Annotated in this window: 22 protein-coding genes and 1 tRNA gene; 14 read left to right on the forward strand and 9 right to left on the reverse strand. The window is 47.3% G+C overall.

Annotated features, from left to right (window positions below; genetic code table 11):
* The 4 genes from FHS86_RS10725 to FHS86_RS10740 all read right to left on the reverse strand — a co-directional run.
* Positions 1 to 492: AbiH family protein (locus tag FHS86_RS10725; protein WP_429413148.1), on the reverse strand; the 492-nt coding region annotated here is incomplete at its 3' end.
* A gap of 537 nt (positions 493 to 1,029) precedes the next feature.
* On the reverse strand, positions 1,030 to 1,794 hold the full coding sequence (locus FHS86_RS10730; RefSeq protein ID WP_429413150.1) for a fibrobacter succinogenes major paralogous domain-containing protein: 765 nt from the start codon (positions 1,792 to 1,794) through the stop codon (positions 1,030 to 1,032).
* Between the two features lie 145 nt (positions 1,795 to 1,939).
* The gene (locus tag FHS86_RS10735) at positions 1,940 to 2,131 is read right to left on the reverse strand and encodes a hypothetical protein (protein WP_429413152.1); all 192 of its coding nucleotides are present in this window, start codon (positions 2,129 to 2,131) and stop codon (positions 1,940 to 1,942) included.
* Positions 2,132 to 2,556: 425 nt separating this feature from the next.
* Positions 2,557 to 2,793: a transposase gene (locus tag FHS86_RS10740; protein ID WP_429413154.1), complete on the reverse strand. Its 237-nt coding sequence runs from the start codon at positions 2,791 to 2,793 to the stop codon at positions 2,557 to 2,559.
* A gap of 718 nt (positions 2,794 to 3,511) precedes the next feature.
* Between FHS86_RS10740 and FHS86_RS10745 the strand changes: the two genes are divergently transcribed.
* Entirely contained in the window at positions 3,512 to 3,697 is a 186-nt protein-coding gene (locus FHS86_RS10745; protein ID WP_429413156.1) for a hypothetical protein, read from the forward strand.
* Positions 3,698 to 3,910: 213 nt separating this feature from the next.
* Here FHS86_RS10745 and FHS86_RS10750 read toward each other — a convergent pair.
* Together FHS86_RS10750 and FHS86_RS10755 are read right to left on the reverse strand one after the other, a co-directional pair.
* Positions 3,911 to 3,994 (reverse strand) — tRNA-Leu (locus FHS86_RS10750).
* Positions 3,995 to 4,169: 175 nt separating this feature from the next.
* Positions 4,170 to 5,060 carry a helix-turn-helix domain-containing protein gene (locus tag FHS86_RS10755; protein ID WP_429413157.1) on the reverse strand — a complete coding sequence of 297 codons (891 nt, stop codon included), beginning with the start codon at positions 5,058 to 5,060 and terminating at the stop codon, positions 4,170 to 4,172.
* A 152-nt stretch (positions 5,061 to 5,212) separates the two neighbouring features.
* Here FHS86_RS10755 and FHS86_RS10760 point away from each other — a divergent pair, with 152 nt between their 5' ends.
* Both FHS86_RS10760 and FHS86_RS10765 read left to right on the forward strand, forming a co-directional pair.
* The gene (locus FHS86_RS10760; protein WP_429413159.1) at positions 5,213 to 6,937 is read left to right on the forward strand and encodes a hypothetical protein; all 1,725 of its coding nucleotides are present in this window, start codon (positions 5,213 to 5,215) and stop codon (positions 6,935 to 6,937) included.
* A gap of 148 nt (positions 6,938 to 7,085) precedes the next feature.
* On the forward strand, positions 7,086 to 8,480 hold the full coding sequence (locus FHS86_RS10765; protein WP_429413161.1) for a rhamnulokinase: 1,395 nt from the start codon (positions 7,086 to 7,088) through the stop codon (positions 8,478 to 8,480).
* Here the strand turns inward: FHS86_RS10765 and FHS86_RS10770 are convergent.
* Positions 8,477 to 9,364, reverse strand: coding sequence for an AraC family transcriptional regulator (locus FHS86_RS10770; RefSeq protein WP_429413163.1), 888 nt, complete (start codon positions 9,362 to 9,364; stop codon positions 8,477 to 8,479). The two genes, FHS86_RS10765 and FHS86_RS10770, sit on opposite strands and share 4 nt — an antisense overlap.
* A 139-nt stretch (positions 9,365 to 9,503) precedes the next feature.
* Here FHS86_RS10770 and rhaT point away from each other — a divergent pair, with 139 nt between their 5' ends.
* The 9 genes from rhaT (at position 9,504) to FHS86_RS10815 (ending at position 19,986) form a co-directional block, all read left to right on the forward strand.
* Positions 9,504 to 10,580: an L-rhamnose/proton symporter RhaT gene (gene rhaT / locus FHS86_RS10775; RefSeq protein ID WP_429413165.1), complete on the forward strand. Its 1,077-nt coding sequence runs from the start codon at positions 9,504 to 9,506 to the stop codon at positions 10,578 to 10,580.
* A gap of 23 nt (positions 10,581 to 10,603) precedes the next feature.
* The gene (locus tag FHS86_RS10780) at positions 10,604 to 11,872 is read left to right on the forward strand and encodes an L-rhamnose isomerase (RefSeq protein ID WP_429413167.1); all 1,269 of its coding nucleotides are present in this window, start codon (positions 10,604 to 10,606) and stop codon (positions 11,870 to 11,872) included.
* 43 nt (positions 11,873 to 11,915) lie between these two features.
* The gene (locus tag FHS86_RS10785) at positions 11,916 to 13,274 is read left to right on the forward strand and encodes an FGGY-family carbohydrate kinase (protein ID WP_429413169.1); all 1,359 of its coding nucleotides are present in this window, start codon (positions 11,916 to 11,918) and stop codon (positions 13,272 to 13,274) included.
* Between the two features lie 122 nt (positions 13,275 to 13,396).
* Positions 13,397 to 14,407: a LacI family DNA-binding transcriptional regulator gene (locus FHS86_RS10790; protein WP_429413171.1), complete on the forward strand. Its 1,011-nt coding sequence runs from the start codon at positions 13,397 to 13,399 to the stop codon at positions 14,405 to 14,407.
* Between the two features lie 6 nt (positions 14,408 to 14,413).
* A complete protein-coding gene (gene fucU / locus FHS86_RS10795) occupies positions 14,414 to 14,854 on the forward strand; it encodes an L-fucose mutarotase (RefSeq protein WP_429413173.1) in 441 nt (146 codons plus the stop codon).
* Positions 14,855 to 15,149: 295 nt separating this feature from the next.
* Positions 15,150 to 16,448, forward strand: a complete 1,299-nt coding sequence (fucP, locus tag FHS86_RS10800; RefSeq protein WP_429413175.1) for an L-fucose:H+ symporter permease — start codon at positions 15,150 to 15,152, stop codon at positions 16,446 to 16,448.
* A 10-nt stretch (positions 16,449 to 16,458) separates the two neighbouring features.
* Complete coding sequence (locus tag FHS86_RS10805; protein ID WP_429413177.1) at positions 16,459 to 17,496, forward strand: zinc-dependent alcohol dehydrogenase; 1,038 nt, start codon at positions 16,459 to 16,461, stop codon at positions 17,494 to 17,496.
* Positions 17,497 to 17,601: 105 nt separating this feature from the next.
* Positions 17,602 to 18,585, forward strand: coding sequence for an aldo/keto reductase (locus tag FHS86_RS10810; RefSeq protein ID WP_429413179.1), 984 nt, complete (start codon positions 17,602 to 17,604; stop codon positions 18,583 to 18,585).
* A gap of 288 nt (positions 18,586 to 18,873) precedes the next feature.
* Positions 18,874 to 19,986, forward strand: a complete 1,113-nt coding sequence (locus FHS86_RS10815) for a zinc-dependent alcohol dehydrogenase family protein (RefSeq protein WP_429413181.1) — start codon at positions 18,874 to 18,876, stop codon at positions 19,984 to 19,986.
* A gap of 238 nt (positions 19,987 to 20,224) precedes the next feature.
* Here the strand turns inward: FHS86_RS10815 and FHS86_RS10820 are convergent, their stop codons facing one another.
* Together FHS86_RS10820 and FHS86_RS10825 are read right to left on the reverse strand one after the other, a co-directional pair.
* Positions 20,225 to 21,808 (reverse strand): arabinan endo-1,5-alpha-L-arabinosidase, encoded by a 1,584-nt coding sequence (locus tag FHS86_RS10820; RefSeq protein WP_429413183.1) that lies wholly within the window; start codon positions 21,806 to 21,808, stop codon positions 20,225 to 20,227.
* Between the two features lie 160 nt (positions 21,809 to 21,968).
* Positions 21,969 to 22,682 carry a GntR family transcriptional regulator gene (locus FHS86_RS10825; RefSeq protein WP_429413185.1) on the reverse strand — a complete coding sequence of 238 codons (714 nt, stop codon included), beginning with the start codon at positions 22,680 to 22,682 and terminating at the stop codon, positions 21,969 to 21,971.
* A 301-nt stretch (positions 22,683 to 22,983) separates the two neighbouring features.
* Here FHS86_RS10825 and FHS86_RS10830 point away from each other — a divergent pair, with 301 nt between their 5' ends.
* Both FHS86_RS10830 and lpdA read left to right on the forward strand, forming a co-directional pair.
* Positions 22,984 to 24,297, forward strand: coding sequence for a dihydrolipoamide acetyltransferase family protein (locus FHS86_RS10830; protein WP_429413187.1), 1,314 nt, complete (start codon positions 22,984 to 22,986; stop codon positions 24,295 to 24,297).
* A gap of 87 nt (positions 24,298 to 24,384) precedes the next feature.
* Positions 24,385 to 25,755 carry a dihydrolipoyl dehydrogenase gene (gene lpdA / locus FHS86_RS10835; protein ID WP_429413189.1) on the forward strand — a complete coding sequence of 457 codons (1,371 nt, stop codon included), beginning with the start codon at positions 24,385 to 24,387 and terminating at the stop codon, positions 25,753 to 25,755.
* Positions 25,756 to 25,814: the final 59 nt, after the last annotated feature.

Consider the following 25,814-nt stretch of genomic DNA (forward strand, 5'->3'; position numbering starts at 1 on the left):
TTGTGACATTTGTACAAGTTCAATATCATCAGAGTGAACTCCTAAACTAGCTAATTTTAATTCATGTGAGTCTTTTTCTGCCGCTCCAAAAAATGAAACTATCCATTTTGCATTAGGTGAAATATTAGCTCTAATTTTTTCGAAATATTCAATATCAACATCAGCAAGTGAATGTCCTAAAACAAAGACCCTATTTATACTTTTTAAATTTTTGAAAAACACCTCGTGCTCTTTGATAATTGATTCTGTTGCTTTATATGAGTTGGTAAAATATTGAATTATACTCTCCTTGCCAGTATCGTATGAATAATCCCAATTATCATTTTGTTCATACCAATCTGCGAACTCTTCAACTGGTAAATCGTCAGGAGGCAATTCCTTTTCTTCCTCAAAATTTGCTCGATCAATACCATGTCCCAGAACTATATCTGCATTTCCTAAATCGAATAAATAAACCTTCTTTTCCGGGCCAACCTTAGTAGCCAGCAACATCTAGTATCATTCAATCTTATTTACCTTATTTTTTAATGTACTCATAGGATTTTCAGGTTCATTAGTTTGCAGCCGTTCCCTCTAATAAGGTTAATAAGGTTTGGTAAAAAGGATTGCTGCATTGACTACTAAGGTTTAAAACACAGGAATAAGGTTTCTTTATGGCTGAATGCATGAGTACATAAGAAAACTATTGCAATAACCCTTGTCTTGCGTCTTGATATTTTGACCTGCTCATCCGGGTTTGCACAATGTAAGTTCAAATTGCCAGTGCACATTTAGCTTCGCTTGCGTTGCGATTGAAATCCGTGCTTCCTGACAAAGGTTTTATCATTTCATTCTTTAACATAGCCTGAAAATAAGGAAAATATTTAAAAACGGGTTCACACCCCGACATATATCTCGGGCGAGCCTGTAAGCCGCGGATTGCAAACCGCACCAGCCGCTGCAAACTTACGACACATCCCGAAGAACCTGGGGGTTAAATAATCACAAACGTGTTTTATCCCTATACTTTAAATTAAATTGTTAAATAACTCATTTATCTTTTATGCAACGAACACTAAGTCCGGTTTTTTGAATAGGGGTAGCCCAAGCAACATTTGGTTTATCATAAACGATGTATCGACACCATGCCAAATTTGAATAACCAGTACTAGACCACCAATAGCCGGCTTCATCTGAATTTGCGAAGCTCCCGGTTGAACCGCTGCGAGAACCACCAGGAAGGGCTGTAAACCCACTTTTGTTTTGATATTCCGTATAATCGATATTACCTGGGGCTCCTTCAACCATTGATGTTTTCCACTCATTTGTTGCTGCCATCGCTTTTGAAATTTTTTCTCGGGCGTCTCCGATAGAACCATCATAGTTATAGTCGTTATTAGCAAGGTAATCCTCTAATGTCAACCACTCACTATGGGTAGGCACATGCCAGCCAGTAGGGCACAACTTGCCTGTTTCAACTACAAACCAATTGTAAAGAACACCAGTATTACTGTATGTTTCTTTCTCATTATCATACCAGCAGTAAGCTGGCGTTGATAATGTTACCCAGTTTGAGCCATCTGTTACATTTGGTATTGCAGTGCTGTCATTGTACTTGGTGGCAGCTAAGTTTTCAGCCATCCATATTTGCTCTCCAATCTTAATTGTTTTATAAATATGTCCATCTCTGGAATCAGTAAATTCTCCATATTCACTGTCATAATCATAATATGAAGATTCTCCATCTTCACTACATGATGATAGGATCGTATTAGTTATAAGAAATAAATGAATTACAAGTATTGCTTTTTTCATAATTGTAAAGTTTTTATTATCAACGTATACTCTTTTTTAAGGGGAATCTCCCACAAAGCGGGTTGTAATTGGAATTAGCGGAGCTAAACGCCACCAGCCGCTGCGAACATCCCGACAAGCAAGGGTGAAAATAATTCTTAGTTTTTTAAACTAAAGGATCATCTTCGACGATACTATCATAATTTTCATCCGATTCCTCTAAAGATTTAACAGTAGAATTGTATTCACCAATAATTGAATCGATTGTTTCTAAAACTAATTTCAATCCATTTTCATCACTTATTTCATTATCAGCATGAGGAGATAATAATTTTTTACTATCAATTGAATGTGTCAATTCCTCCTCCCCCTTGTTTAGCTTTAGCGTAACGAGGGGTAAGGCAAAAGTCGTCTGTGACTGCCTGTCCCGCAAGGCGGGAACACCTTATCACGCGAAGCGTGAAAAAACTACTTGATCACTTCAACCTCGATTATACCACCTAAAGATGCATAATTTCGTGCAGAACTAAAAAGGTAATCTTCGGCTTTTTCAACTATCATTGCTCTAACCGGGTTTTCATGTACATAGTTTATCCGTTGGTCTATCATCTCATTGTAGTGTAACTGTATTGGATGGCATCCTTCTTGCCAAAACTTATAATTGGTAATTCGCTTATCGTACTTGCCCGCTTGGCGCAATGCACCTAGTATCCAACTTCGGCGGCTTTCGGGCTCGTCCCAAATCTTTTTTAGAATGGTCTTGGCGGTATGTTTCTTAAAATCTCAAACAAATTCGCTTAAGTTGAAAGGCTCATCTGTTTGGCAAACCAAGTGCAGATGATTGGTCATTAAACAATAAGCATACAAGCTCAACCCTTTGTTCTTTTGGCAATATTCAAGCGCGTTGGCAATCTCGATTTTGTAGCTTGCACGCGTAAAGATGTCTATCCAATCAATTACTGTAAACGTAAGGGAATGTGCCGCGTGCTGGTCATGAATGATATAATTTTCTGAGGACATGGCATTTTTGATTTAAAGATAGGAACATTTGCCAAATGCAGTTCGGGCTTGTTGCTTGCTTCTTCCCGATGCTCGGGACAGGCAGTTAAAAACGAGATAGTGCAAATCCCTCGTTGCAAACGAGGGAGAGAAGGGGAGCATGGGGCAAAGGTGTTCGAATGGTTTTTCAAAAAAGTGCGCGAGTTGGAGCTCGCGCCTCCCAACACGATACGAATCAGCAGAAATGACTCATTGACCAATGACTCAATGACTCTTTTTTAATTTTCCATCTTCCATCTTCCTTTTCCTCAATGACTCTTTTAATCTTCCATCAAAAATGGTACTGCCTGCGAAAAAGGGAAATCCTTTCGTTAATCGTTAATCATCAATCGTTGATCGTTAATCGTTAATCATCAATCGTTAATCGTTAATCATCCATCTATTTCCATCAATCTTTTTAATAGCCCCAAACTCCTCCTCATCTGGCTTTAGCGTAACGAAGGGGGAGAAGGGTTCCGCTTTCTACCTTTCAGGTTGAAATCTACGAATCGCCACTCCCTGCTCCCTGCCCGTTTCATCCTTCGTGTCCTTTGTGGTTTCCTCCGTGTCCTTTGTGGCTAACCAGCCGCTGGTACCGATCTACCCAAGGCCCATTCCCCAAACCCGAACAACACATCTACATCCGACAAAATAGTTGCCACATCCGACAAAGTGGGGACTTCATTTTGAAAAGAGGGGAATGAAGCTGACAGCGTGGGGACTCACTCCGGCAGACTTAGTAATGAATCCGACAAAGTGGGGACTTCATTTTGAAAAGAGGGGAACGAAGCTGACAGTGTGGGGACTTGCTCCGGCAGAATTAGTAATGAATCCGACAAAGTGGGGACCTCATTCTGAAAAGTGGGGAACGAAGCAGACAGCGTGAGGACTAGCTCCGGCAGAATCAGTAATGAATCCGACAAAGTGGGAACTTCATTTTGAAAAGAGGGGAATGAAGCTGACAGCGTGGGGACTAGCTCCGGCAGACCTGGAAGCGAAGGATCCGCAAAAAGCCAAAATAGCTTTGATCCTTGATCCCTTCGCGTCATTCTTTTACCTTTTTGGACATAAAAAAAGCCGCGAACTTCGCAGCTTTTTGTGCCCAGTAAAGGACTCGAACCTTCACATCCGTACGGATACTAGTCCCTGAAACTAGCGCGTCTACCAATTCCGCCAACTGGGCATTTGTTTATTCAGGAAAAGCAATCGTAATCGCTTTGTGGCCGCAAATATAAATATTTTCATTTAACATGAACACAATTTTTTTACTTTTTTAGCAAGTCGCTTCAGCCGCCGGCTCCAGCACTTTGATTGCTTTTGTTTTAGGACTTTTTGCCTGTTTTTCTTTCAGCTTCGTGCTACTGATAAATCTTTTCTTTTCGGTACTGGCCGGGAGGAAGGCCGATGATCTTTTTAAAAACTTTTGAAAAATGGTGCCGGTCGTTAAAGCCACACTGAAAGGCAATGGTTTCGATGCTGTCGGGCGTGTTGTGCATGGCCATAATGGCCTTTTCGATGCGTACCTGTTGCAGGTAGCGCTGAATGGTGGTGCCCAGGGCCGTTTTGAACAAACGCAGAAAAGAATTGGGAGCCATGGCAACCAGGGCTGCCAGTTCGTCGTTGCCCAGCGAATTGTAGTAGTGGGCATCAATGTAGTCTACCACCTTTAAAATGCGGGCATCGCTGGTTTTACCTTCCCAGGCCGATGCGGGCATGCGCATGGCCAGCGAAAGCAGGAAGCTGCTGATAAGCAGACTTTGCTCCGGCCCGAAATGATGGCTGGTGTTGAGTACCTGTTCGATTAGTTGTTCCAACTCTTTTTTCAGCTGCTCGTCGGTTGCAAATACATAAATGCGCGGAAGCACATGATCGAACTGAAAGCCCAGGTTGAAATGGACAAAAAAATGATCGACCATGCCCTTGCGTCCGATGCTTTCCAATGCTTCTTCACTTTCAATTCGCCGTCCTTTGATGCTTTCACTACGGGTATTTTTCAGGGCTGTCGAATAGGGCGTATTGGGTGGTATGAGCACCAGCACCGAAGCATCCAGCCGGACCGTTTCGCGGCGGTGACTGATGCCTGCCCCCGGCAGTCTGTTGTAGTATAAGCGCCAGAAGGGAGCCGACAAATTGCTGTATTCCCATTCGCTGAGTTTCCAGTACCGACAACAATGAATCACCGGATGGGGTGTCCTGAATTCCTGTTTAACTTCCGAAGGATCAAGCTTTAATTCCTTGTTGTTTTTCATGCCTGCAGCAAATGATGTTAGTTTCGGACACAAAATAATTAATTTGATACCCCGGAACAAACACAAAGGCTGCTAAATTTGAACATTCGCTTCCCGGCAGGGTAATTATTGGCAGGAAGCATTTTTAAACAGTACACTTAAAATTGATAACAATGAATACAGAACAGGCAAAACGCATTAGCGGGCAGTTCGATCAGGGATCGGCTGCTTCGGTAACAATAGGAGTATGTGCCACCTGCGATCCGCGCATCGACGAGGAGGCACGCACACGCACGGTCAACATTATTGAAATGATTGCCAACGAAGTGCAGGCAAAAGTAAAAACGCCCACCGGCGAAAAAGTCAATGTGGTGTGGACACCGGTGCTCATCGACGGCGAGCAGCAGGCCGACCTGGTGGCCCGTCAGTTTAAGTCCGAAGGGGTGAATGTGGTGGTTTGTACGCCCGATACCTGGGCTTTCCCTCAACTTACCCTCATGAGTTTGATGGCGCATTTCCCCAAAGGCACTCCTTTAAACATTACCTGTGGAAACAGTGCTCCCAAGCCGGGCGTGGTGTTTGCCCATGCCGTGAATGGTGCTTTTGCCCAGCAGGGAATTCTTTCGCACCTGAATATTGGGAACTGGGACGACCATGGTTTAAAACCCAACATCAGCGCCGCCACCATCGATAGCCTTATCGACTGGCTTTTTGCGGCCATCACTTTTGTGGGTTTGAAGGGCCGTCGTGTGGTTTGTTTCGGTCACGATTCGATGGGCATGGAAACAGCCCTGACCCATGTAAACGCCACCCGGAATACCTTTGGTGTTGAGGTCACCCGTCTGGACATGAAACTGCTTTCGGACAAACTGCTCAAGGGCGATTACAACAAGGAAGAACTGAAAGCCCTGAGGGCCTGGCTCGAACAAAACGTGCAAAGCATCGATATTCCGGCGGCCGGAGGAAGTGAAAAGCTCAATCAGTCGCTGGCCATGTACCTGATTATCCGCGACCTGCTTACCGACCTGAATGCCGTGGGAGGTGCCTTTATGAACCAGCTGGAGTGGGGTAGCGACCGCAGAGGTAATCCGCTGCCCATTTGCGACATGGCCGAATCGCTCTTCAATTCAACCTTCGATCACAACGGCCCCAAGGCAGTAATGCCTTTCGGTACCGAGGCCGACATGCAGGGCACGCTCACCATGTTGTTTAAAACCTGGATGACCGGTGGCAATCCTCCCCTGTTTATGGATTTCCGCAAGGTGTGGGAGCCAGCCGAACTGGTGGCACGTGCCAAAGCGCTGGGCATCGATGTAAAAGGCGATGAGCTGTGGGCCCGCAAGGGCATCGTCGACGGCGATAACTCGGGATCGGCCAGCTTGAACTGGGCCGGACTTCCCGGAACTTCACCCGCTGCGCTGCTGAAGCGTATCACCATGCCCGATGCCGATGCTGCATATTTCCCCGGTGGTGGTAACAGTGTGAATTTCATTTCGCCCGGAGGCATTCAGGGCATTGCCAGCCGCTTAACCTACAGTCATTTGAATGGCATGTTTAGCCTGGTGTGGGACGAAGCCGAAACAGTGGACCTGCCTGAGAAACTGGCCGATTTTGTGGCCAACAGCTCGAACGTGACCTGGCCGCACAGCTGGATTGTTCCTAAGTATGCCACCATGACTGAGTACAAACAATACGCACCGGCCAACCATTTTCACATGACCTGGGGACTGAAACCTTCGGTACTCCAGTTCTGGATGGACCTGGCCAATGTGGTGTCGGTGGCACCATGGCAGGCACGTCCGTCCTTCATCGAAGGCATTGATCGGCCGCAGCCACTTATGCACCTTATTAATGGCGGCGAATACGAAGCCAAAAAGTTAAGAGCTAAAGGAATGTAGGAAGAAGGAAAAAGTCATTAAGTCATCAAGGAAAAAGTCATCAAGGAAAAAGTCATTAAGGAAAAAGCCATTGAGTCAGAAAGTCAATGACTTAATGACCAATGACTCAATGACCAATGACTTTTTGACTTTTTTATAAAAAAAGAAAATGCAGGATATTTATTCATGTCTGGCCATCGACATGGGGGCCGGGAGCATACGGATTGTTCAGGGGATTTTTGGCGAAAAGCTGATCCTGAAAGAGCTTTACCGCTTTGATAATCTCATAGAAGAGAGCGACGGTCATGAGCGCTGGAATTTGAAGAAAATTGAGAAGGAAATCGTCAGGGGGCTGGAAAAGGCCCTGGACGAATCTTCGGTTCCTGTGCACAGTGTCGGTGTTGACTCGTGGGGTGTCGATTTTGTATTGCTCGACAACGAAGGGCACGCCATGGAAGATCCGGTGGCCTATCGCGACCGGCGCACCGAAGGCATGAAGGAGCAATGGGAAAAGCTGATGACACAGCAGGAGACCTTCAGGCGAACGGGCATCAACTACAACATTTTCAATACCCTGTATCAGTTACAGAGCATGAAAGGGCAGCAGCAGATCAACAATGCTTCGGCCCTGCTTTTTATGGCCGATTACATTAATTATTTGTTGTCGGGAAAAAAGTGCAATGAATTAACGCTGAGCAGTACGAGCCAGCTACTGGGCGTTGACAAAGCCGGCTGGGACCGTGATATCCTGACGAAACTCGGTGTGGAAAAGCTTTTCAAGTTGCCGCTGGTTCGCGAGGGCAGCCTGTTGGGAAGTTATGGTGTGACGGGTTACGAACCCTTGCAGGTATATGCAGTGGCGGGTCACGATACGGCCTGTGCCGTGCATGCCATTCCTTATGAAGACGAAAATTTTGCCTTTATTGCCACAGGAACCTGGTGCATTGCCGGTTTTCTGAGTGATGTACCTCTTTCGGGCGCTGCAGCCTTTGAGCAGGGCATCACCAACGAACGTGCTACCAAAGGGCGTTTTCGTCCCTTGAAAAACCTGATGGGGCTTTGGCTCATTCAGCGTTTACGACAGGACTTTGGAAACCGGCATTCGTATGCCGAAATCGATGAGCTGGCTGCGGCAGCTGCTCCTGACGGGGTGCTGATTGATTCGAATGATCCTGTTTTCTACAATCCCGAAAGTATGAAGGAGGCCATTGATGAGTGGCTGGTGGCGAGGGGGCTTGAGCTTCCCGGGGACGAAGCGGCTTATTATCGCTGTGTGTATGAGAGTCTGGCCAGGTCATTTCGGAATGAAATTGAAGCACTGGAGCACTTGCGCGGTCGGTCGTTTTCCTGTATTCATCTTACCGGAGGCGGTTCGCAGTCGAAACTGCTTTGTCAGCTTACGGCCAACGATGTACAACGAAAGGTGCTGGCGGGTCCGACAGAAGGTGCGGCCACGGGGAACCTGATGATTCAGGCCGAAGCAGCCGGCTTTTTCAGAAACAGCCAGGAAGCACGTGCTTATGTAAGCCGTTCACTCAATGTGAGTACCTGGCTATCCGCTTAAAGGCTGTTTCCTTTTTTCTGCTGATTTCGCAGTTGCAAAGGCGACAGACCGGTCTTGTCCTTAAAGAGCCGGCTAAAATAATGAATGGATTGAAAGCCCAGTTCATAAGACACTTCCTTGATGCTTTTTTCGGTGGTCACAATCAGCTCTTTGGCCCGCATAATGCGTAGTTGAAGATGGTACTGTCCGGGTGAAACGCCTGTGTATTTTTTGAACATTTTCCGCAGATAGGAATAACTGACGTGATGCTTAGCGGCCATTTGCTGAAAATCGGGTTCCTGGTTCAGCTTCTGCCGGATTTCAAAACGTACCGCTTCGATGACGCGGGCAATTTCCTTTCCCGAAAAATCTTTTTCCTTTTCAAAGGAGATAAGGTAGCCCAGCAATTTGACGATCATGCCCGAGGCAATGTATTGAAAGCCCGGTTTCTCATTGCGGCTCAGCTCGAATATCTTCAGATAGGTGTCGATGATTTCTTCGCGTACCCCGGTGTGGATTAATGGTTGTTTGGGACTGAAATGACCTGAGTTCAAAAGGCGGTCGGCCATGCTTCCGCTAAAGCCGATGTAGTTCTCGGTCCATCCACTGTCGGATTTTGGCCGATAGCGGTGCCATTCGCCCGGGTAGGTAATAAACACAGTGCCTCTCTTCAGTTCAAAGCTGCCAAAGCGGTTCTCGAGGATGCCACTGCCTTCGGTAATGTAGTTGATCTGGTATTCATGCAGAATTCGTCCGTTCTCCCAGGTAAAATAGTAGCCGTTGGGGTGTTTCGACGAAGGGTAGGCTTCGTCGGGACCTGTTTCCGAACGTCCATTGACCGTCAATGCGAGACCCCATTTCTGTTCTTCTTCGCTGGTAGTTAGGTATTGAAAGAAATTTTTCATGCTTGTGCCAAAAAATACAAATGCTGGATCAAAACGTGTATTGATTCTTGCTAGTTATCAGACTATTTTTGATTCCTGACTCTTATTTTACTGAAGTCAAATATATCAAATAGTATTCAAGCTAACTAATTTTTAAACTATGCAAGCATTACTTGGTATTTTGTATCATTCCCTGGGTGGTTTCGCTTCAGGTAGTTTCTACATGCCTTTTAACAAGGTAAAACAATGGTCGTGGGAAACTTATTGGCTGGTTGGCGGCCTTTTTTCGTGGTTGATTGTACCACCGCTGGCTGCTTATCTTACCATTCCCAATTTCATGGAAATAATCAGTAATGCATCCGGTCAGGTGCTTACTGCTACCTACACCCTGGGTGTTTTGTGGGGAATTGGTGGTTTAACTTACGGACTGGGCGTACGTTACCTGGGCATGTCGCTGGGGAATTCGGTGATACTGGGTGTGACCGCCGCTTTTGGTTCTCTGGTTCCTCCTATTTTTTATGACTTTTATCCATCGGCCAACGGAGCCGAATCGTTTTCACAAATGATCAGTTCGACTGGTGGTTTGCTGGTGTTGGTGGGTGTGGCGGTTTCGCTGCTGGGTATTGCCATTACTGGCCGTGCCGGAATGCTTAAGGACCGCGAATTTTCGGAAGAACAAAAAAGCAGCAGTGTGAAGGAATTTGCCCTGGTGAAGGGACTGATTGTTGCCATCGTTTCGGGGGTGTTGAGTTCGTTTTTCAATTTTGGACTCGAAGCAGGCCGTAGCATTACCAATGTGGCAGCCAGTATGCCCGATCAGCTCTTCGACGGATCGAGCAAGCTGTTTGGCAGCAACGTCACCTTCGTGGTTATTTTGTGGGGCGGCCTTACTACCAACTTTATCTGGTGTATCTACCTGAGCCTTAAAAACAAATCGTACCCCGATTATGTAAATAAGAAAACACCCCTGCTTCGTAACTACCTGTTTGCCGCACTGGCAGGCACTACCTGGTTTTTGCAATTCTTTTTCTTCGGAATGGGAGAAAGTAAAATTGGAAACGGAGCCAGTTCGTGGATTCTGCACATGTCAACCATCATCATTACTGCCAACATGTGGGGTATCTATAATAAGGAATGGAAAGGTGTTTCAAAGAAAACCCGCTATACCATCATCGCCGGTATTGCCACCATCATTGTGTCGGTACTGATTGTTGGTTTGGGAAACAGTCTCGATTAAGTTAACCAATAAAATTACATATCATGAGCACAAAAGAACAAGTGATAAAGGCCTACGAAATGGCCAAAGAACAATATGCTGCCCTGGGAGTTGATACCGAGGCAGTAATTAAAAAAATGGATGAAGTCGTGATTTCGCTTCATTGCTGGCAAACCGACGATGTGGGTGGTTTTGAAACGCCCGATGCTGCCCTGGGAGGTGGAGGCATTCAGGTAACCGGTAATTATCCCGGAAAAGCCAAAAGCATTGAGCAAATGCGCCGCGACCTCGACAAAGTGATGGAATTGCTGCCCGGAAAGCAGCGCCTGAACCTGCATGCCATTTATGGTGAGTTTGGTGGTAAGAAGGTCGATCGCAACGAGATTACCGTGGAGCATTTTCAGGGATGGATCGACTGGGCAAAAGAACGCGGAATTGGTCTCGATTTCAATGCGACCTGTTTCTCACATCCTCGTGCCGACGATGGTTTCACCCTATCGAGCAAGAACGAGGAAAACCGTAAATTCTGGGTCGAACACGTCGCCCGTTGTCGTGCCATTGCGGCCGAAATGGGCAAGCAACTGGGAACGCCCTGTGTGCACAATACCTGGATTCCCGACGGATCGAAAGACACGCCCATCGACCGCAACGGTCACCGTGCGCTGTTGAAGCAATCGCTCGACGAAGCCATGTCGGTCGATTATCCGCGTGAACACATGAAGGATGCGGTAGAAAGCAAGCTCTTTGGAATTGGTGCCGAAGCCATGACCGTAGGTTCACACGATTTCTACCTGGGTTATGCCATTAAGAACAACAAACTGATTTGTCTCGATAACGGCCACTTTCATCCGACCGAGCAGGTGGGCGATAAAATTTCGGCCTGTTTGCAGTTTGTCGACGAGGTATTGCTGCACGTAACCCGCCCCATGCGCTGGGATTCGGACCATGTGGTGACCCTGAACGACGAGATTCAGCTGATTGCTTCCGAAGTGGCCCGCAACGATTTCTTCAGCAGGGTAAATATTGGCCTCGACTTTTTCGATGCTTCGATTAACCGCATTGGTGCTTATGTGGTGGGAACGCGCGCTGCACAACAAGCCTTCTTACTGGCTCTGCTTGAGCCAAGTGCCCAACTGAAAAAATACGAAGAAGAAGGAAAAGGTTTCGAACGCCTGGCCATGCTGGAACTGCTGAAAACAAAACCCTTTGGTGCCGTGTGGGATTATTACTGTCTGCAAAACGAGGTTGCAGTAGGAGAAGCCTACATTGCCAGTATTCAGCAATACGAAAAAGAAGAATTAAGTAAAAGATAAGTTGAATAGTTGATTGTTAGTTTAAGTTAATTGAAAGCAGACCATGAAGGGAATTGTTGTTTTTGACATCGGAAAAACCAATAAGAAAGTATTACTTTTTAATGAAGCACTGCAGGTAGTGGAACAGCAGGAACAAAAAATGAACACCATAACCGACGACGAAGGTTTTGAGTGTGATGATCTTGCCTCCATTGAACAGTGGGTCATCGAAAGTCTGAAGAATTATTTGTCACGTCCATCGCTTGAAGTGGTGGCAGTCAATTTTTCGACCTACGGTGCAAGCCTGGTTTTTCTCGATGAAAAGGGCCGTCCTTTAACACCTCTTTATAACTACCTGAAACCTGTGGAAGAGCACATTGCTCACCGGCTGTTCGAAAAATATGGTGGTGAAGAGGAGTTTTGCCGGCAAACAGCAAGCCCTTCGCTTGGTCTGCTTTTGAATTCAGGAATTCAAATTTTGTGGATGAAGGAAACCCGTCGTGAGCTCTTTGATCGTACGGCTTCCATCCTTCATTTTCCGCAGTACCTTTCCTTTCTTTTTACCAACAAAGTGCTGGCCGAATCGACCTCGATTGGCTGCCACACCTATATGTGGAATTTCGATCAGAACAGCTATCATCGCTGGCTGGCCGACGAAGAGATTGACCTGCCTGCGCCTGTAAGCAATACCCGTCTGGTCGAAGCCGAAGTGGATGGAAAGCATTTGAAGGTGGGCGTGGGCATACACGACAGTTCGGCCTCACTCGTTCCTTACCTGATGGGCAGCGACGAACAATTTGTTCTGCTTTCAACCGGAACCTGGTGCATCAGCATGAACCCCTACAACGATGAGGTACTTACCGCCGATGAACTCCGCAATGACTGTCTGAACTACATCAATATTTACCAAAAGCCGGTTAAATCGGCACGCTACTTTATGGGTCACATTCACGATGTGAATGTTGAACGGATCAATACCCATTTTGGAGCTGCTGACGATGACTATAAAAAAGTGCTGTTGAGCAAGTCGCTGTTGGAGCAGCAAATGAAATCGGGCCGCAAGGTATTCTTCAAAAAAGGCACCCCTGAAGGCTATCTCGATGAAGCCGCCGATCTGAACCTTTTTGCCGACTTCAACGAAGCCTATCATCAGCTGATGTTCGATTTAAGCGACGAAACCATTCATTCACTGCAATTGGTCGTTCCCAAGCACGACAATGTAAGTGCACTCATTGTTTCGGGTGGCTTTGCCCGTAACCCGATATTCATGCAATACCTGGCAGCACGTTTTCCCGATAAAAAAGTGTACACCAGCGAAATCGACAATGCTTCGGCCCTGGGCGCCGCCATGGTTTGTGCCGAAGATGCACTGGGCCTTAGTAACTTAAAGCCCGATCTGGGTCTTCAACGCTGGGAAGTGTAAGCCTTTCATTGCCAATTTAAAGAGCTACTAAAAATATGTTGTAGAACAAGTGCCTTCTTTTTGACAGAGAGTTGCACACGTGTGCATAAACGTTTATTTTTGCTTCGTTTTTATTTTTTAGCATGAAGCGAATCACCATCAAAGACATTGCCAAAGCGTTGAACATGCATCATTCGACGGTATCGCGCGCCTTGCGTGATGAGAAGAGCATACACAGCGAAACCCGCAGGAAGGTGTTGGCCTACGCGCGGGAGAACGGCTATCAGCTCAATCGCAATGCCCTGCATTTGCGGGGCGATGCCAGCAATGTCATCGGAGTGGTAGTGCCCAACATTCATCACAGTTTTTTTTCGAACTATGTAAGCACGGTAACCAACCTGGCTTTTGCGCAGGGCTATGTGGTTTCTGTTTTTCAGTCGAACGAATCGGCGGCTCAGGAACGTCAGATTGCAAAAGCACTGATTCAGCAGAATGTAGCCGGAGTGATGGCCTCGGTGTCGATGGAAACCGCCGACGTGCAGCACTTTGAACAGCTAAAGAAATTTCATATTCCCCTGGTGTTGTTCGACCGGATCAGTCAGCAGCTGGAAGTGCCTTCGGTGGTACTAAATAATGCTGAAATCGTGGAGAAAGCAGTCGGACTGCTGGTAGGGAAGGGCTTCCGCCGAATTGCCTACCTGTCGGGTACGCCGGTGACCAATGTTTTTCACGACCGCCAGCAAGGTTATCGCAATGCAGTGTCGAAGCTGACACCCGGTTTTGAAAAATGTGTGGCGCTGACCGGGGGCTTTACTGTTGAAAACGGGAAAGCGGCTTTCGATGCCCTGATGAAGGAAAGCACAAGGCCCGATGCCCTGATTTGTGATTCCCACATCCTGATGCTGGCCGTGTTGATGAAGCTCAAAGAAGCTTCGCTGGTTCCGGGCAACGAGTTTGGGCTGGCAGCTTTTGGCGGAAACAACGATGTAAGCATGCTGTATCCCGGAATCATCAGCATCAGACAGCCTGAAGAAGCAATGGCCGGTGAAGCCTTTGAACTTTTAATGAAGGCCATGAATGGCGCAGACGAGAAGCCTGAAATAAAGATTTTTAAAGCAGATATATTTGAAATCAATTCAACTCATTCAAAATAAAAGAAGATGTTAAAAGGAATTTCACCATTAATCAGTCCCGAATTACTGAGTGTACTGGCCCGCATGGGGCATGGCGACGAAATTGTGCTGGCCGATGCCCACTTTCCCGGCGAATCGTTTAACGGCAGGGTTCTGAGAGCCGACGGGCTGAAGATTGCCGACCTGCTGGCTGCCATTTTACCCCTGTTCGAACTCGACTCTTATGTCGACCATCCGCTGGTGATGATGGCTGCCGTTGAAGGCGATACCCTCGACCCGGAAGTACAAAAAAGCTACGTAAACAGCATTCAGAAAAGCAATCCCGATGCTGCTCCCATCGAACGGATCGATCGCTTTGCCTTTTACGAACGCACCAAAACTGCTTTTGCAGTGGTAATGACCGGCGAAACAGCCAAGTACGGCAACATTCTGCTAAAAAAAGGGGTAACGCCTTTGGGGAATGAATAATGGATAATTGAAAATGAATAATTGATAATTGACAATGGATAATGATGCTTGTTATTGCTTAATCACTATACTTTTTCCTAAATGACCAATGACCAATGACTTTTTCTAAATGACTAAGGCCTGCTCAAACCACGCTATAGCGTAATTCAATTCACTCTATAGAGTAGTTTTAATGAGCGAACGAACTAGCAAGTTGATTACTAAATATCTAATAATCAATGCCAACTAACCAATAACTTAATGGCCAATAACTTAATGACTCTTTTAATGACTTCAACATAACGAAACATTCACTATGACAACGAAACCTGTATTAGTCGAAAAAAAATATTTGCTGGCCTTCATCATTGTAACGAGTTTGTTTGCACTGTGGGGCTTTGCCAACGACATCACCAACCCGATGGTGGCGGCTTTTCGCACCATCATGGAAATATCGAATGCCAAAGCAGCCATGATCCAGTTTGCCTTTTACGGAGGCTATGCCACCATGGCCATTCCGGCAGCCCTTTTCGTGCGTAAATTCAGTTACAAGAAGGCCATCATTGTCGGACTGGCACTGTATGCCACCGGCGCCCTGCTTTTTTATCCGGCAGCCCGTTTTGAGCAGTTTGGCTTTTTCCTGGCTTCGCTTTACATTCTCACCTTCGGACTGGCCTTTTTGGAAACTACGGCCAATCCCTACATCCTGTCGATGGGCGACGAAGTCACTTCAACCCGACGGTTGAATCTGGCACAGTCGTTCAATCCCCTGGGATCGATTCTGGGCATGTTTGTGGCCTCGAATGTCATCCTGGCTGCGCTTGATTCGGAAAAGCGCAGTGCAACAGGCGAATTGCTTTTCGACAGCATGAGTGTGGCCGAGAAAGCCATTGTGAGGACCAACGATCTGGCCATCATCCGCAATCCCTATGTGATTCTGGGGCTGGTGGTACTGGGCATGATTGTGGTATTTTTGGTGACCAAAATGCCCAAAACCCGCACCGACGATCCCAACTCTTCGGCCATCGACTCGATGAAACGTCTGTTGAAAAACAAGGTGTACATGCAGGGCGTTATGGCCCAGGTGTTCTATGTGGGCGTTCAGATTATGTGTTGGACTTTCATCATTCATTATGCCGAAAACCTGGGGGTTCCCAAGGCAACAGCGCAAAAATACAACATTGTGGCCATGGCCATGTTCATCAGTTTCCGCTTTATCAGCACCTGGCTCATGAAGTATTTCAATTCACGTCGGCTGCTCATGGTCTTTGCCATTGGGGGTATACTCACCATTTCGGGAACCATCTTCATTCAGGGCATGACCGGACTGTACTGTCTGGTAGCTACCTCGGCCTTCATGTCGCTGATGTTTCCCACCATTTATGGTATTGCGCTCGAAGGCATTGGCGAGGATGCCACGCTGGGTGCAGCCGGACTGGTAATGGCCATTGTAGGCGGGGCGTTGATGCCTCCTTTGCAGGGCTTCATCATCGACTTTGGAACCATTGCAGGAATGCCCGCAGTTAATTTCTCGTTTATACTGCCGCTGATCTGTTTCATGGTCATTGCCTGGTACGGATACCGCTCGATGAAGCGTTACAGGGTAAATTTATAAAGAAAGCAGCATGAAGAAAGCAGTTTTAACCGGCATCGACCGGATTGAAATGATCGAAGCTCCCCGTCCTGTATTGATGGATGACAAAGATGTGCTAATCCGCATGAAAGCGGTGGGCGTGTGTGGCTCCGACATCCATTATTATGCCACCGGCCGCATTGGCAGTCAGGTGGTGCAGTATCCCTTTGCGGTGGGGCACGAAGGAGCGGGCATTGTTGAAGAAGTGGGTCCGGCTGTTACTTCGCTCAAGGTGGGCGATTTGATTGCAGTGGAACCCTCGATGGCCTGCGGGCATTGTGACCAGTGCCTGGCCGGCCGGCCCCATACCTGCCGGAACAATCGCTTTTTGGGCTGTCCGGGCCAGATTGAAGGCAATCTGGCCGAGTTCATTGTGATGCCCGAAGAACAATGCCTCTTGCTGAGCGAGCCCCTGTTGGCCGAACACGGTGCCACTTCCGAACCGCTGGCCATCGGATTGTATGCCGTTCGTCAGGCAGCCCTGAAAGCCGACGATCGTTGCGGCATCATTGGTTTTGGGCCCATCGGAATGAGCGTATTGCAAATGGCACGGGCTAGGGAAGTGAAACAACTGTTTGTTTCAGAAAAAATTGAAGAGAGAAGGAAGATGGCCGATCAAAACGGAGCCTTTTGGACCGGCAATCCGCTGAAGGAAAGTATCCGCAGGGGAATTGAAAAAAGCGTACCCGAACTCCTCGACGTGGTGTTTGAGTGCAGTGGCGATCAGGAAGCCCTTGATACGGCCATCGAAATAGCCAAACCCGGTGGGAAAATTGTGATGATCGGCATTCCGGAGTTCGACCGCTGGAGTTTCAGTGCCGATGTAGCCCGTCGCAAAGAGCTGAGCTTCATCAATATCAGACGGCAGAACAATTGTACCCACGATACCCTGAAAATGATGGAAGAAGGCCTGGTTGACGGTTCGGCCATGATTACCCACCATTTCGCTTTCGATCGGGTAGCCGAAGCCTTCGATCTGGTCAAAAACTACCGCGACGGGGTGATGAAGGCGATGATTGAGTTTGAATGAGAGAATGAAAGAATGAGAGTCTAACAACTTAATGACCAATAACTTCTTACTTAATGACTTTTTCAATGACTTCTTTCTTAATGACTTTTTAATGACTTAAAACATATGATAGATCCAAACAAAGTACCAAAAAAGAAGCTGGCCAACGGGATGGAGATTCCGGTAATTGGCCTGGGAACTTTTGGTTCCGACAATTACACGGCCGATGAAATTGCTTCGGCAGTTGATTTTGCCGTACGAAACGGTTACCGGCACATCGACTGTGCTTCGGTGTACATGAATGAGAAGGAGATCGGGCAGGCACTGAAAAAGCTGCTCGACGAAAAAGTGGTGAAGCGCGAAGAACTATGGATTACCTCCAAGGTATGGAACGACATGCACGGCGATGGAGAAGTAATTGCTTCGTGTAAACAAAGCCTTGAGGACCTGCAGCTCGACTACCTCGATTTGTACCTGGTTCACTGGCCTTTTCCGAATTTTCATGCACCCGGCTGCGACGGCGATGCGCGCAATCCCGATTCGAAACCCTACATTCATGAGGACTACATGGCCGTTTGGCGACAAATGGAGCAGCTCGTCGACATGGGCCTGGTAAAATCGATCGGGACATCGAACATGACCATTTCCAAACTGGAACTGCTGCTGCGCGATGCCCGCATCAAACCGGTGGTGAACGAGATGGAACTTCATCCGCATTTTCAACAGCCCGAGCTTTTTTCCTTTGTTGTTGAAAACGACATGGTTCCCATCGGCTATTCGCCCATTGGTTCTCCCAAGCGGCCTGAGCGTGACCGTACTGCAGCCGACACGGTAGATATTGAAGATCCGATCGTGGTGAAGATTGCCGAACGGCTGGGAGTACATCCTGCCGTGGTGTGCATCAAATGGGGTGTTCAACGGGGTGAAGTGGTGATCCCGTTTTCGGTTACTCCGTCAAAAATGCTGGGCAACCTTCAGGGGGTGATGGGTGAGCCCATTACGGATCAGGAAATGAACGAACTGGCAACGATCGACAAAAAATGCCGCCTTATTAAGGGCCAGGTATTTTTATGGGAAGGCGCCAAAGGATGGGAAGATTTGTGGGAGTAAGTCGCCAGTCCGCCAGCCAGTCCGGGAACAGTTTCAAGGAAATCGCCTGATGACAAGCAGTTTTGTGAAATATCTTTTTGTTGATGATTTGAAATCATTGTAATTGCTGAATTATTGTCGCTTAGTTAAGGCCAACGGCCTTCAAGCATCAGCGCAGGGCATCGCCCTGTGTATTTAAAATAAGACATAAGAAGCCCCAAAGGGGCGAAAGAATTCCTGACCAGGCGACATTAATATCGTTAAAAGCTAATTTGTATTAAATAAGTAATCGATAAAATAAAAACAATTATGACTAATAAAAACAATAATGCACTTACCCAAACTCCCCCTTTAGGGGGTGGGGGGTTAATGTCCGCAGCCTTTTTGCCGGGCAACAGCACGGTTGAATTGAAGGAAGTAGAAATACCTGTTCCGGGTCACGGACAGGTGTTGGTACGTACCAAATCGTCGACCATTTGTGGAAGCGACATACGTGCCATTTACCGTGAACACCTGGGGAAAGGGCCCGAGGCCTACCAGAACAAAATTGCCGGTCATGAACCCTGCGGTCAGATTGTACAATGCGGACCGGGCATGAAACGCTTTAAGGAAGGCGACCGGGTGATCCTTTACCATATCTCGGGCTGCGGTGTTTGCAACGATTGCCGCCGTGGTTATATGATTTCGTGCAGCAGCCCGCACCGTGCAGCATATGGATGGCAGCGCGACGGGGGCATGGCTCCTTACATTGTGGCCGATGAAAAGGATTGTGTACTGCTCCCCGATGAACTGACCTATACCGACGGGGCACAGGTAGCCTGTGGTTTTGGTACGGTGTACGAAGGGCTCGAGAAAATAGGAGTATCGGGCAACGATGCCGTTTTGGTCGTTGGTTTAGGCCCGGTTGGCCTGGCAGCGCTCATGCTGGCTAAGGCCATGGGCGCCAACAAACTGGTGGGCGTCGATACGGTGCAGGAACGTTGCGACATTGCCAAAAAGTTGGGACTGGCCGATGAGGTCTTTGTTTCGGGCCCCGATACACTCGAAAAGGTGAAGGCAGTAACTTATCAGGGCAAAGGTTTTGAACGCACGGTCGACTGCTCTGGTAACACCCACGGACGCCAGTTGTGTATAAGGGCTACCCGCCAGTGGGGTAAAATGGTAATGATTGGTGAAGGCGGTACAGTGGAATTCAATCCAAGCCCCGACATTATTCACGACCAGATTACCATTTACGGATCGTGGGTCACCAACATCTGGCGCATGGAAGAGCTGGTAGAACGACTCGTTCGCTGGGGCATCCATCCCGAAGAGCTGGTAACGCACCGCTTTACCCTTGAGCAGGCTGATAAAGCCTACGAGCTGATGAACGAAGGGAAATGCGGCAAGGTGGCCGTGGTTTTCGACGAAGAAGTAAAATAGAACATTTCAGTAGTTATATAAAAAAATGGCGGACCATGAAGGTTCGCCATTTTTTTTGAACTTATGTTGAAAAACTGTAGCTGTACGACAACAATAGTCACCTTGTTCTTTCAAAAGCTATCAGCGGGCTTGACAAATATACGTTAGCTATTTCAGCAATAACTCCCGGTATTTACTTCTACCAACTAAAAAAACAAGGCTTGCTTCCTACGGGTGGCAAGCTGATTATTCCGTAAACTTACTCTACTTTCTTTCCCCAAACCGGTTTGCCGTAGCCCGTCAATCCTGAATACACCAGGGTTGGCGTGCGGGGGTCTGCTTCCCAGTCGAGGCCATTGCGAACAATGAGTTCATAATTGCCCAGGGTGAGCAGTTTTTGCTCCGCGTTGTACGACCAGTTTCCCGAGAGTTCTCCTGAAACGGTGTAATCGGAGTTGAGGGTAAAATTGACCGAAGTTTGCATTTCGCGGTAGCGGTATTCCATAATAATTTGTTCCCAGTTGCCAACAAGCATCGAATCGCTGATGGCTGTTTGAGGCACGGCGGCATAACGTTCGGGCATTACCACAGGCCAGCCGTCGGAAGTCCATTCCACCTTGCGTACATGGCCCATCATGATGGCGTTGGCGTATGGGTTTCCATAAGCACCTTCGGGGAGTCGTCCCTGCGAAGTATAGAACCATTCGCCCGTCCCGGGATTCTGAAACAGGGCACAGTGGGATATTCCCACCCAGCCGGGATGATTGTCAAAGCGGTAGGGGTGAACCAGCATGGGCCAGCATTCGGCACCGTTGGTCACGTTCATGCCGTTCAATCCCAAATAGGGGCCGGTAATATTTTTCGACCGTGCCACACGGGTGTTGTAGGCCACCGACAATTCGTCGTAAGCCAGAAACAGGTAGTAGTAGCCGGTGTTTTCGTTGTAAATAATTTCGGGACCTTCGAGCGCCTGCCAGCGGTTGGTGCTCACGTTGCCACGTCCGGCAATGCGGACTCCGTAGTCGCTCAGTTTGTTCCAGCTGTAGGGTTTGCCGGTTTCGGGATCGAGCTGAACGGCGGCTATGCCCGAATGCCATGAGCCATAAACCAGCCAGTGTTCGCCTTCGGGTGTTTCGATAAACGACGGATCGATGGCATTGAACTGAAAATAGGCACTCCAGTCGTTTCCGTTGCGGCGGGTGTACGTTTCCTTCCCGTCGGGTTCCGATGAAACCACCATGCCCTTGTCTACCCAATCGTTCGATGCGAGGTCGTCGGTAACGGCCAGGCCGATAAAGGCGCGTTCGGTCCACGAATAATCAGTGTTGGTACCAACAATCGGGTTCGTAACCACAATGCTGTAATAGAGTCGGAACTGATTGCCGACTTTGCGGAGAACAGGTGCCCAATAGCCATAGTCGGGATGGTCGATGGGCGGCAGCCCGTCGCGTGAGCGCATGTTGTTGAGTGAATCTTTTACCCATGCCGGCGGGTCATAAAATGCCGCTCCACGGTATTCCCAGTTAACCAAATCTTTCGAGCGCCGGAAATGAAAATGGCCATGTCCAATGTGAGCGTTTCCATACGATGCGTCGGTCTGGCACATGTAGTAGTAGTCGCCATCCTTTGCCACTGTAGGGTCGTGCACATTGGCAAGGTTCCATTGCTGTCGCTGGTTCCATCCGGCTATATCCACATAGTTGTCGGGGTAGTCGGGGGCTGTATAATTTTCGCCTGGGTTTTCATCATCCTCCTTGTTGTCGGGTGGAATCACTTCGTCTTCCTTGCACGAAAACATAAACATTGAAAACAGAAACAGAATCAGGTAGGCCGAATACTTCATTTTTTTTCTTTTTTTATTGGTCCTGCAAAAGAAACAAAGAGCGGGCAGGAGTGGTTGCAGTATCTGCTTTTTTAGGTAGACAATTGTGTAAATTAACTTTCTATACTTTAATATCTGTCCCTCTCTCAACCTCAACCTCAACCTCAACCTTAACCTCAACCTAAAAAGTCCCGTACAGGGTATAGCTTTCGGTATTACAAAATACCTGGCTGTAAAGGTAGAAATCGATCCGGTTGGTTTCCATTTTGCGGTCGAGCTGCAGTACCGGGTGGTCGGCATTGACTTTGAAATGGTGCTGAAGTCGTTCGTCGGCCTTGATGGCCTGTAGTTTCTGTTCACCTCCCTTTACTTCCAGCTGGTAATTCTTCCTTAGAATATCAAACAGTGATTTGTTTTCGAACGAGCGCTGCGAAAAGCGTGGGAGGTTAATGTTGGGAACCATGGTGATGTCGAAAAAAACAGGAAGGTTGTTGACCAGTCGCAGTCGTTCGAGGTAATAACAGCCAACGGCCTTTTCTTTTTCGCTGATTTTAAAGGAAAATGCTTTTTCCCACGCTCTGATTTCCGGTCCGCTGATGATGCGGGTAGTCAGCTTTTCCTGACCAATGGCCGAGGTAGTCCCCGAAAACGAAAGGATGCCAATTCCGCTTGGAACTCCCTTTACAATGCTTCCCTTGCCCTGCTGCTTTTTAATATAGCCTTCGGACGTAAGCCGGTCGAGTGCTTTTCGGATGGTAGGCCGCGTGCTCTGATACAGCGAGCACAACTGATGTTCCGAAGGCAGGAGGGTACCCTCGGCAAAAGTGCCATCGCTAATTTGTCGCCTTAATTGTTCGTAAATCAGTTTATGCAGGGGTAAATCGGAAGTGCTCATGTTTAAATTGGTATTGATCAAAAATTACAGCGCTTCAAAAGTAAGAAACTTTTCAGCAATGAAGTGAGTAGAATATAATTTTGTCTTTATTGATGTGTTTACAAGTTGGGATTTGTTAAATGAATAAGTAGATTTAATAGATTGAAAAACAGTGATTAAGCTTCTGTGTTTTTGAAGGTAGAAATTTTTAATTGAAACAACTTGTATAAACAAGTTTGGCTTCGTAGGTTTGTGTTGTAAAGTTGAATTAAATTGAATCAATAAAGTTGAATTAAATTGAATCAATAAAGCTGAAAGATAGATGGCAAATGTTGTAATTATGCCCAAGCAGGGGCAGTCGGTAGAGAGTTGTATCATCACCGAGTTTTATAAAAAGAAAGGCGACACGGTAAGCGTGGGCGATCTGTTGTTTGCTTACGAAACCGACAAAGCTTCTTTTGAAGAGGAAGCCCAGTTTGAAGGAACCATACTCGACGTATTCTACGACGAAGGCGACGAAGTGCCGGTATTGGAAAATGTGCTGGTGATAGGCAGCGAAGGCGAAAGCAGCGATGAGTTTCGTCCAGGAGGTGAAGAGGCTGAGACTGAGACTAAGGTTGAGGTTGAGGAAAAGAAAGAAGTTAAGCATGAAAAACCGGAGCCAATTGCTAAAACTGAAGGTGCTGGTTTTGTGTCGCCTCGTGCTAAAAAAACAGCAGAGGACAAAGGAATTGATACGGCGTCGCTTGCAGGCAGTGGTCCTAAAGGCCGTGTGATTGAGCGCGATGTACTGGTGGCTGCCGAAAACAGCCCGAAACTGAGTCCGCTGGCAAAAAAAATGGCCAAAGAAGACACTACGCTTAAAGCTGAAAGTGGCAGCGGTTTGGCTGGAACGGTGAAAGGTGGCGATTTGGCTGCCGGAAACCCGGTTTATGGTTCCGATTTCGAGATCAAACCATTGTCGAACATGCGTAAAATCATTGCCAAAGCCATGCATGCTTCGCTGCAAAACTCGGCACAGCTCACCCACCATTTAGGAGCCGATGCCCGAAATATTCTTGCTTTGCGTAAAAAGGTGAAGGCTGCCATGGCCGAAGGCTATCCTACCAATATTACATTGAACGACATGGTTTGTTACGCTACCATCAAAGCCCTGAAAAAGTTCCCGCAGGTGAATGCGCATTTTATGGGCGAAAGTGTAAAGTACTTTAACAAAGTTCACTTAGGATTGGCTGTTGATACCGATCGCGGATTAATGGTGCCTGCCATTAAAAATGCCGATGATCTTTCAATATCCGGACTGGCCAGCCAGTTTAAAGAGGTGGCTGAAGCATGCCGCAAAGGAAACATCGACCCCGATTTACTTTCTCCCGAAGCGGCTTCGTTTACCGTTTCAAACCTTGGCAATTATGGCGTTGAAATGTTTACTCCGGTTATCAACCTGCCACAGGCTGCCATTTTGGGTGTTAATACCATCGTGCCCCGTCCGAAGGATCTTGGCGATGGCGTTTATGGCTTTGTTCCATACATCGGGCTCAGCCTTACCTACGACCACCGCGCCCTCGATGGCGGCGAAGCAACCCGCTTTGTAAAGCAGGTGGCTGTTGAAATTGAAAATTTGGAAATTGGATTATAAGCTATGGAAAACGATTGGAAGCAATAGAAAACAATTGTCTTCGATTGCCTTCAACTGCTTTCTATTGTTTTCAAAATGAATTTAAATATGACAGCTGAAATTAAATTTGATTTAGCCATCATCGGTGGCGGTCCTGCCGGATATGTGGCTGCCGAGCGTGCCGGAGCCAAAGGCCTCAAGGTGGTTCTTTTCGAAAAGAAAGAGCTGGGCGGGGTATGCCTGAACGAAGGCTGCATCCCAACCAAAACCTTGCTGTACAGTGCCAAACTGTACGACAATGCTGTTGGTGGCAGTAAATATGGTATAGAAGCCGAAAACGTGTCCTTCGATTTTAAAAAGATGATTGCACGTAAAAATAAGGTGGTAAAGAAGCTCGTAGGTGGCGTGGGCATGAAAATGAAAGCCCATAAAGTAGAGACGGTTATCGGCGAAGCATTTATCCAAAGCCGTTCGGCCGAAGGTGTGAAAATTGCTGCAGCAGGAAAGCTTTTTACAGCTAAAAACCTGTTGGTGTGCACCGGATCGGAAGCTTTTGTGCCTCCCATACCGGGACTCGATTCTTCAGGTGATATTATTGTAACCAATCGTGAAATTCTTGAACTGAAAGAAAAACCCGAATCGCTGGTTGTAATTGGTGGAGGTGTTATCGGGATGGAATTCGCCAGTATTTTCAATTCACTGGGAACTAAAGTAAGCATTGTTGAAATGCTGCCCGAAATCCTTACCGGCATGGACAAGGAGATGAGCAAGATGTTGCGCGAGCAGTATGCCAAAAAGGGGGTCGAATTCAACCTTTCAGCTAAAGTCACTGAAGTAAAAGGGAACGAAGTTATTTTTGAAAAAGACGGAAAGCAACACAGCGTCAGCGGCGATAAAATATTGGTAAGTGTTGGCCGTCGCCCGGTGACCAAAGGTTTTGGACTGGAAAACCTGGGTGTTGAGCTTTTTAAAGGTGGCATCAAGGTGGACGAAAAAATGCGTACCAATATACCCAATGTTTATGCGGCGGGCGATGTTACCGGATTTTCATTATTAGCCCACACAGCCAGCCGCGAAGGCGAAGTGGTGGTTAACAACCTAATCGGCCGTGCCGACCGTATGCGTTACAATGCCATACCCGGCGTGGTTTATACCAATCCTGAATTTTCTGGGGTGGGGTTAACCGAAGACGCAGCAAAAGAAAAGAAGATCGACTATAAAATTGCCACGCTCCCCATGGCTTATGCCGGCCGGTTTATTGCCGAAAACGAAGGCGGAAACGGCTTGTGTAAAGTGCTGGTTGGTGCAAAACATGGCGAAGTGTTGGGCGTGCATATGTTAGGGAACCCATCAAGTGAAATGATTTATGGGGCCTGCATCGCCATCGAAGCCGAAATGACCCTCGACGAAATGCAGGAAGTAGTATTCCCGCATCCAACCGTAAGTGAAATATTTAAGGAAACAGTGTTTTCCTTTTAGAAAGCAATGGGAAGCAATTGGAGGCAGTTGAAAACAATTGATTTCTATTGCTTTCAATC

It is taken from the genome of Roseimarinus sediminis (assembly GCF_050433125.1).
GTDB lineage: Bacteria > Bacteroidota > Bacteroidia > Bacteroidales > Prolixibacteraceae > Roseimarinus > Roseimarinus sediminis.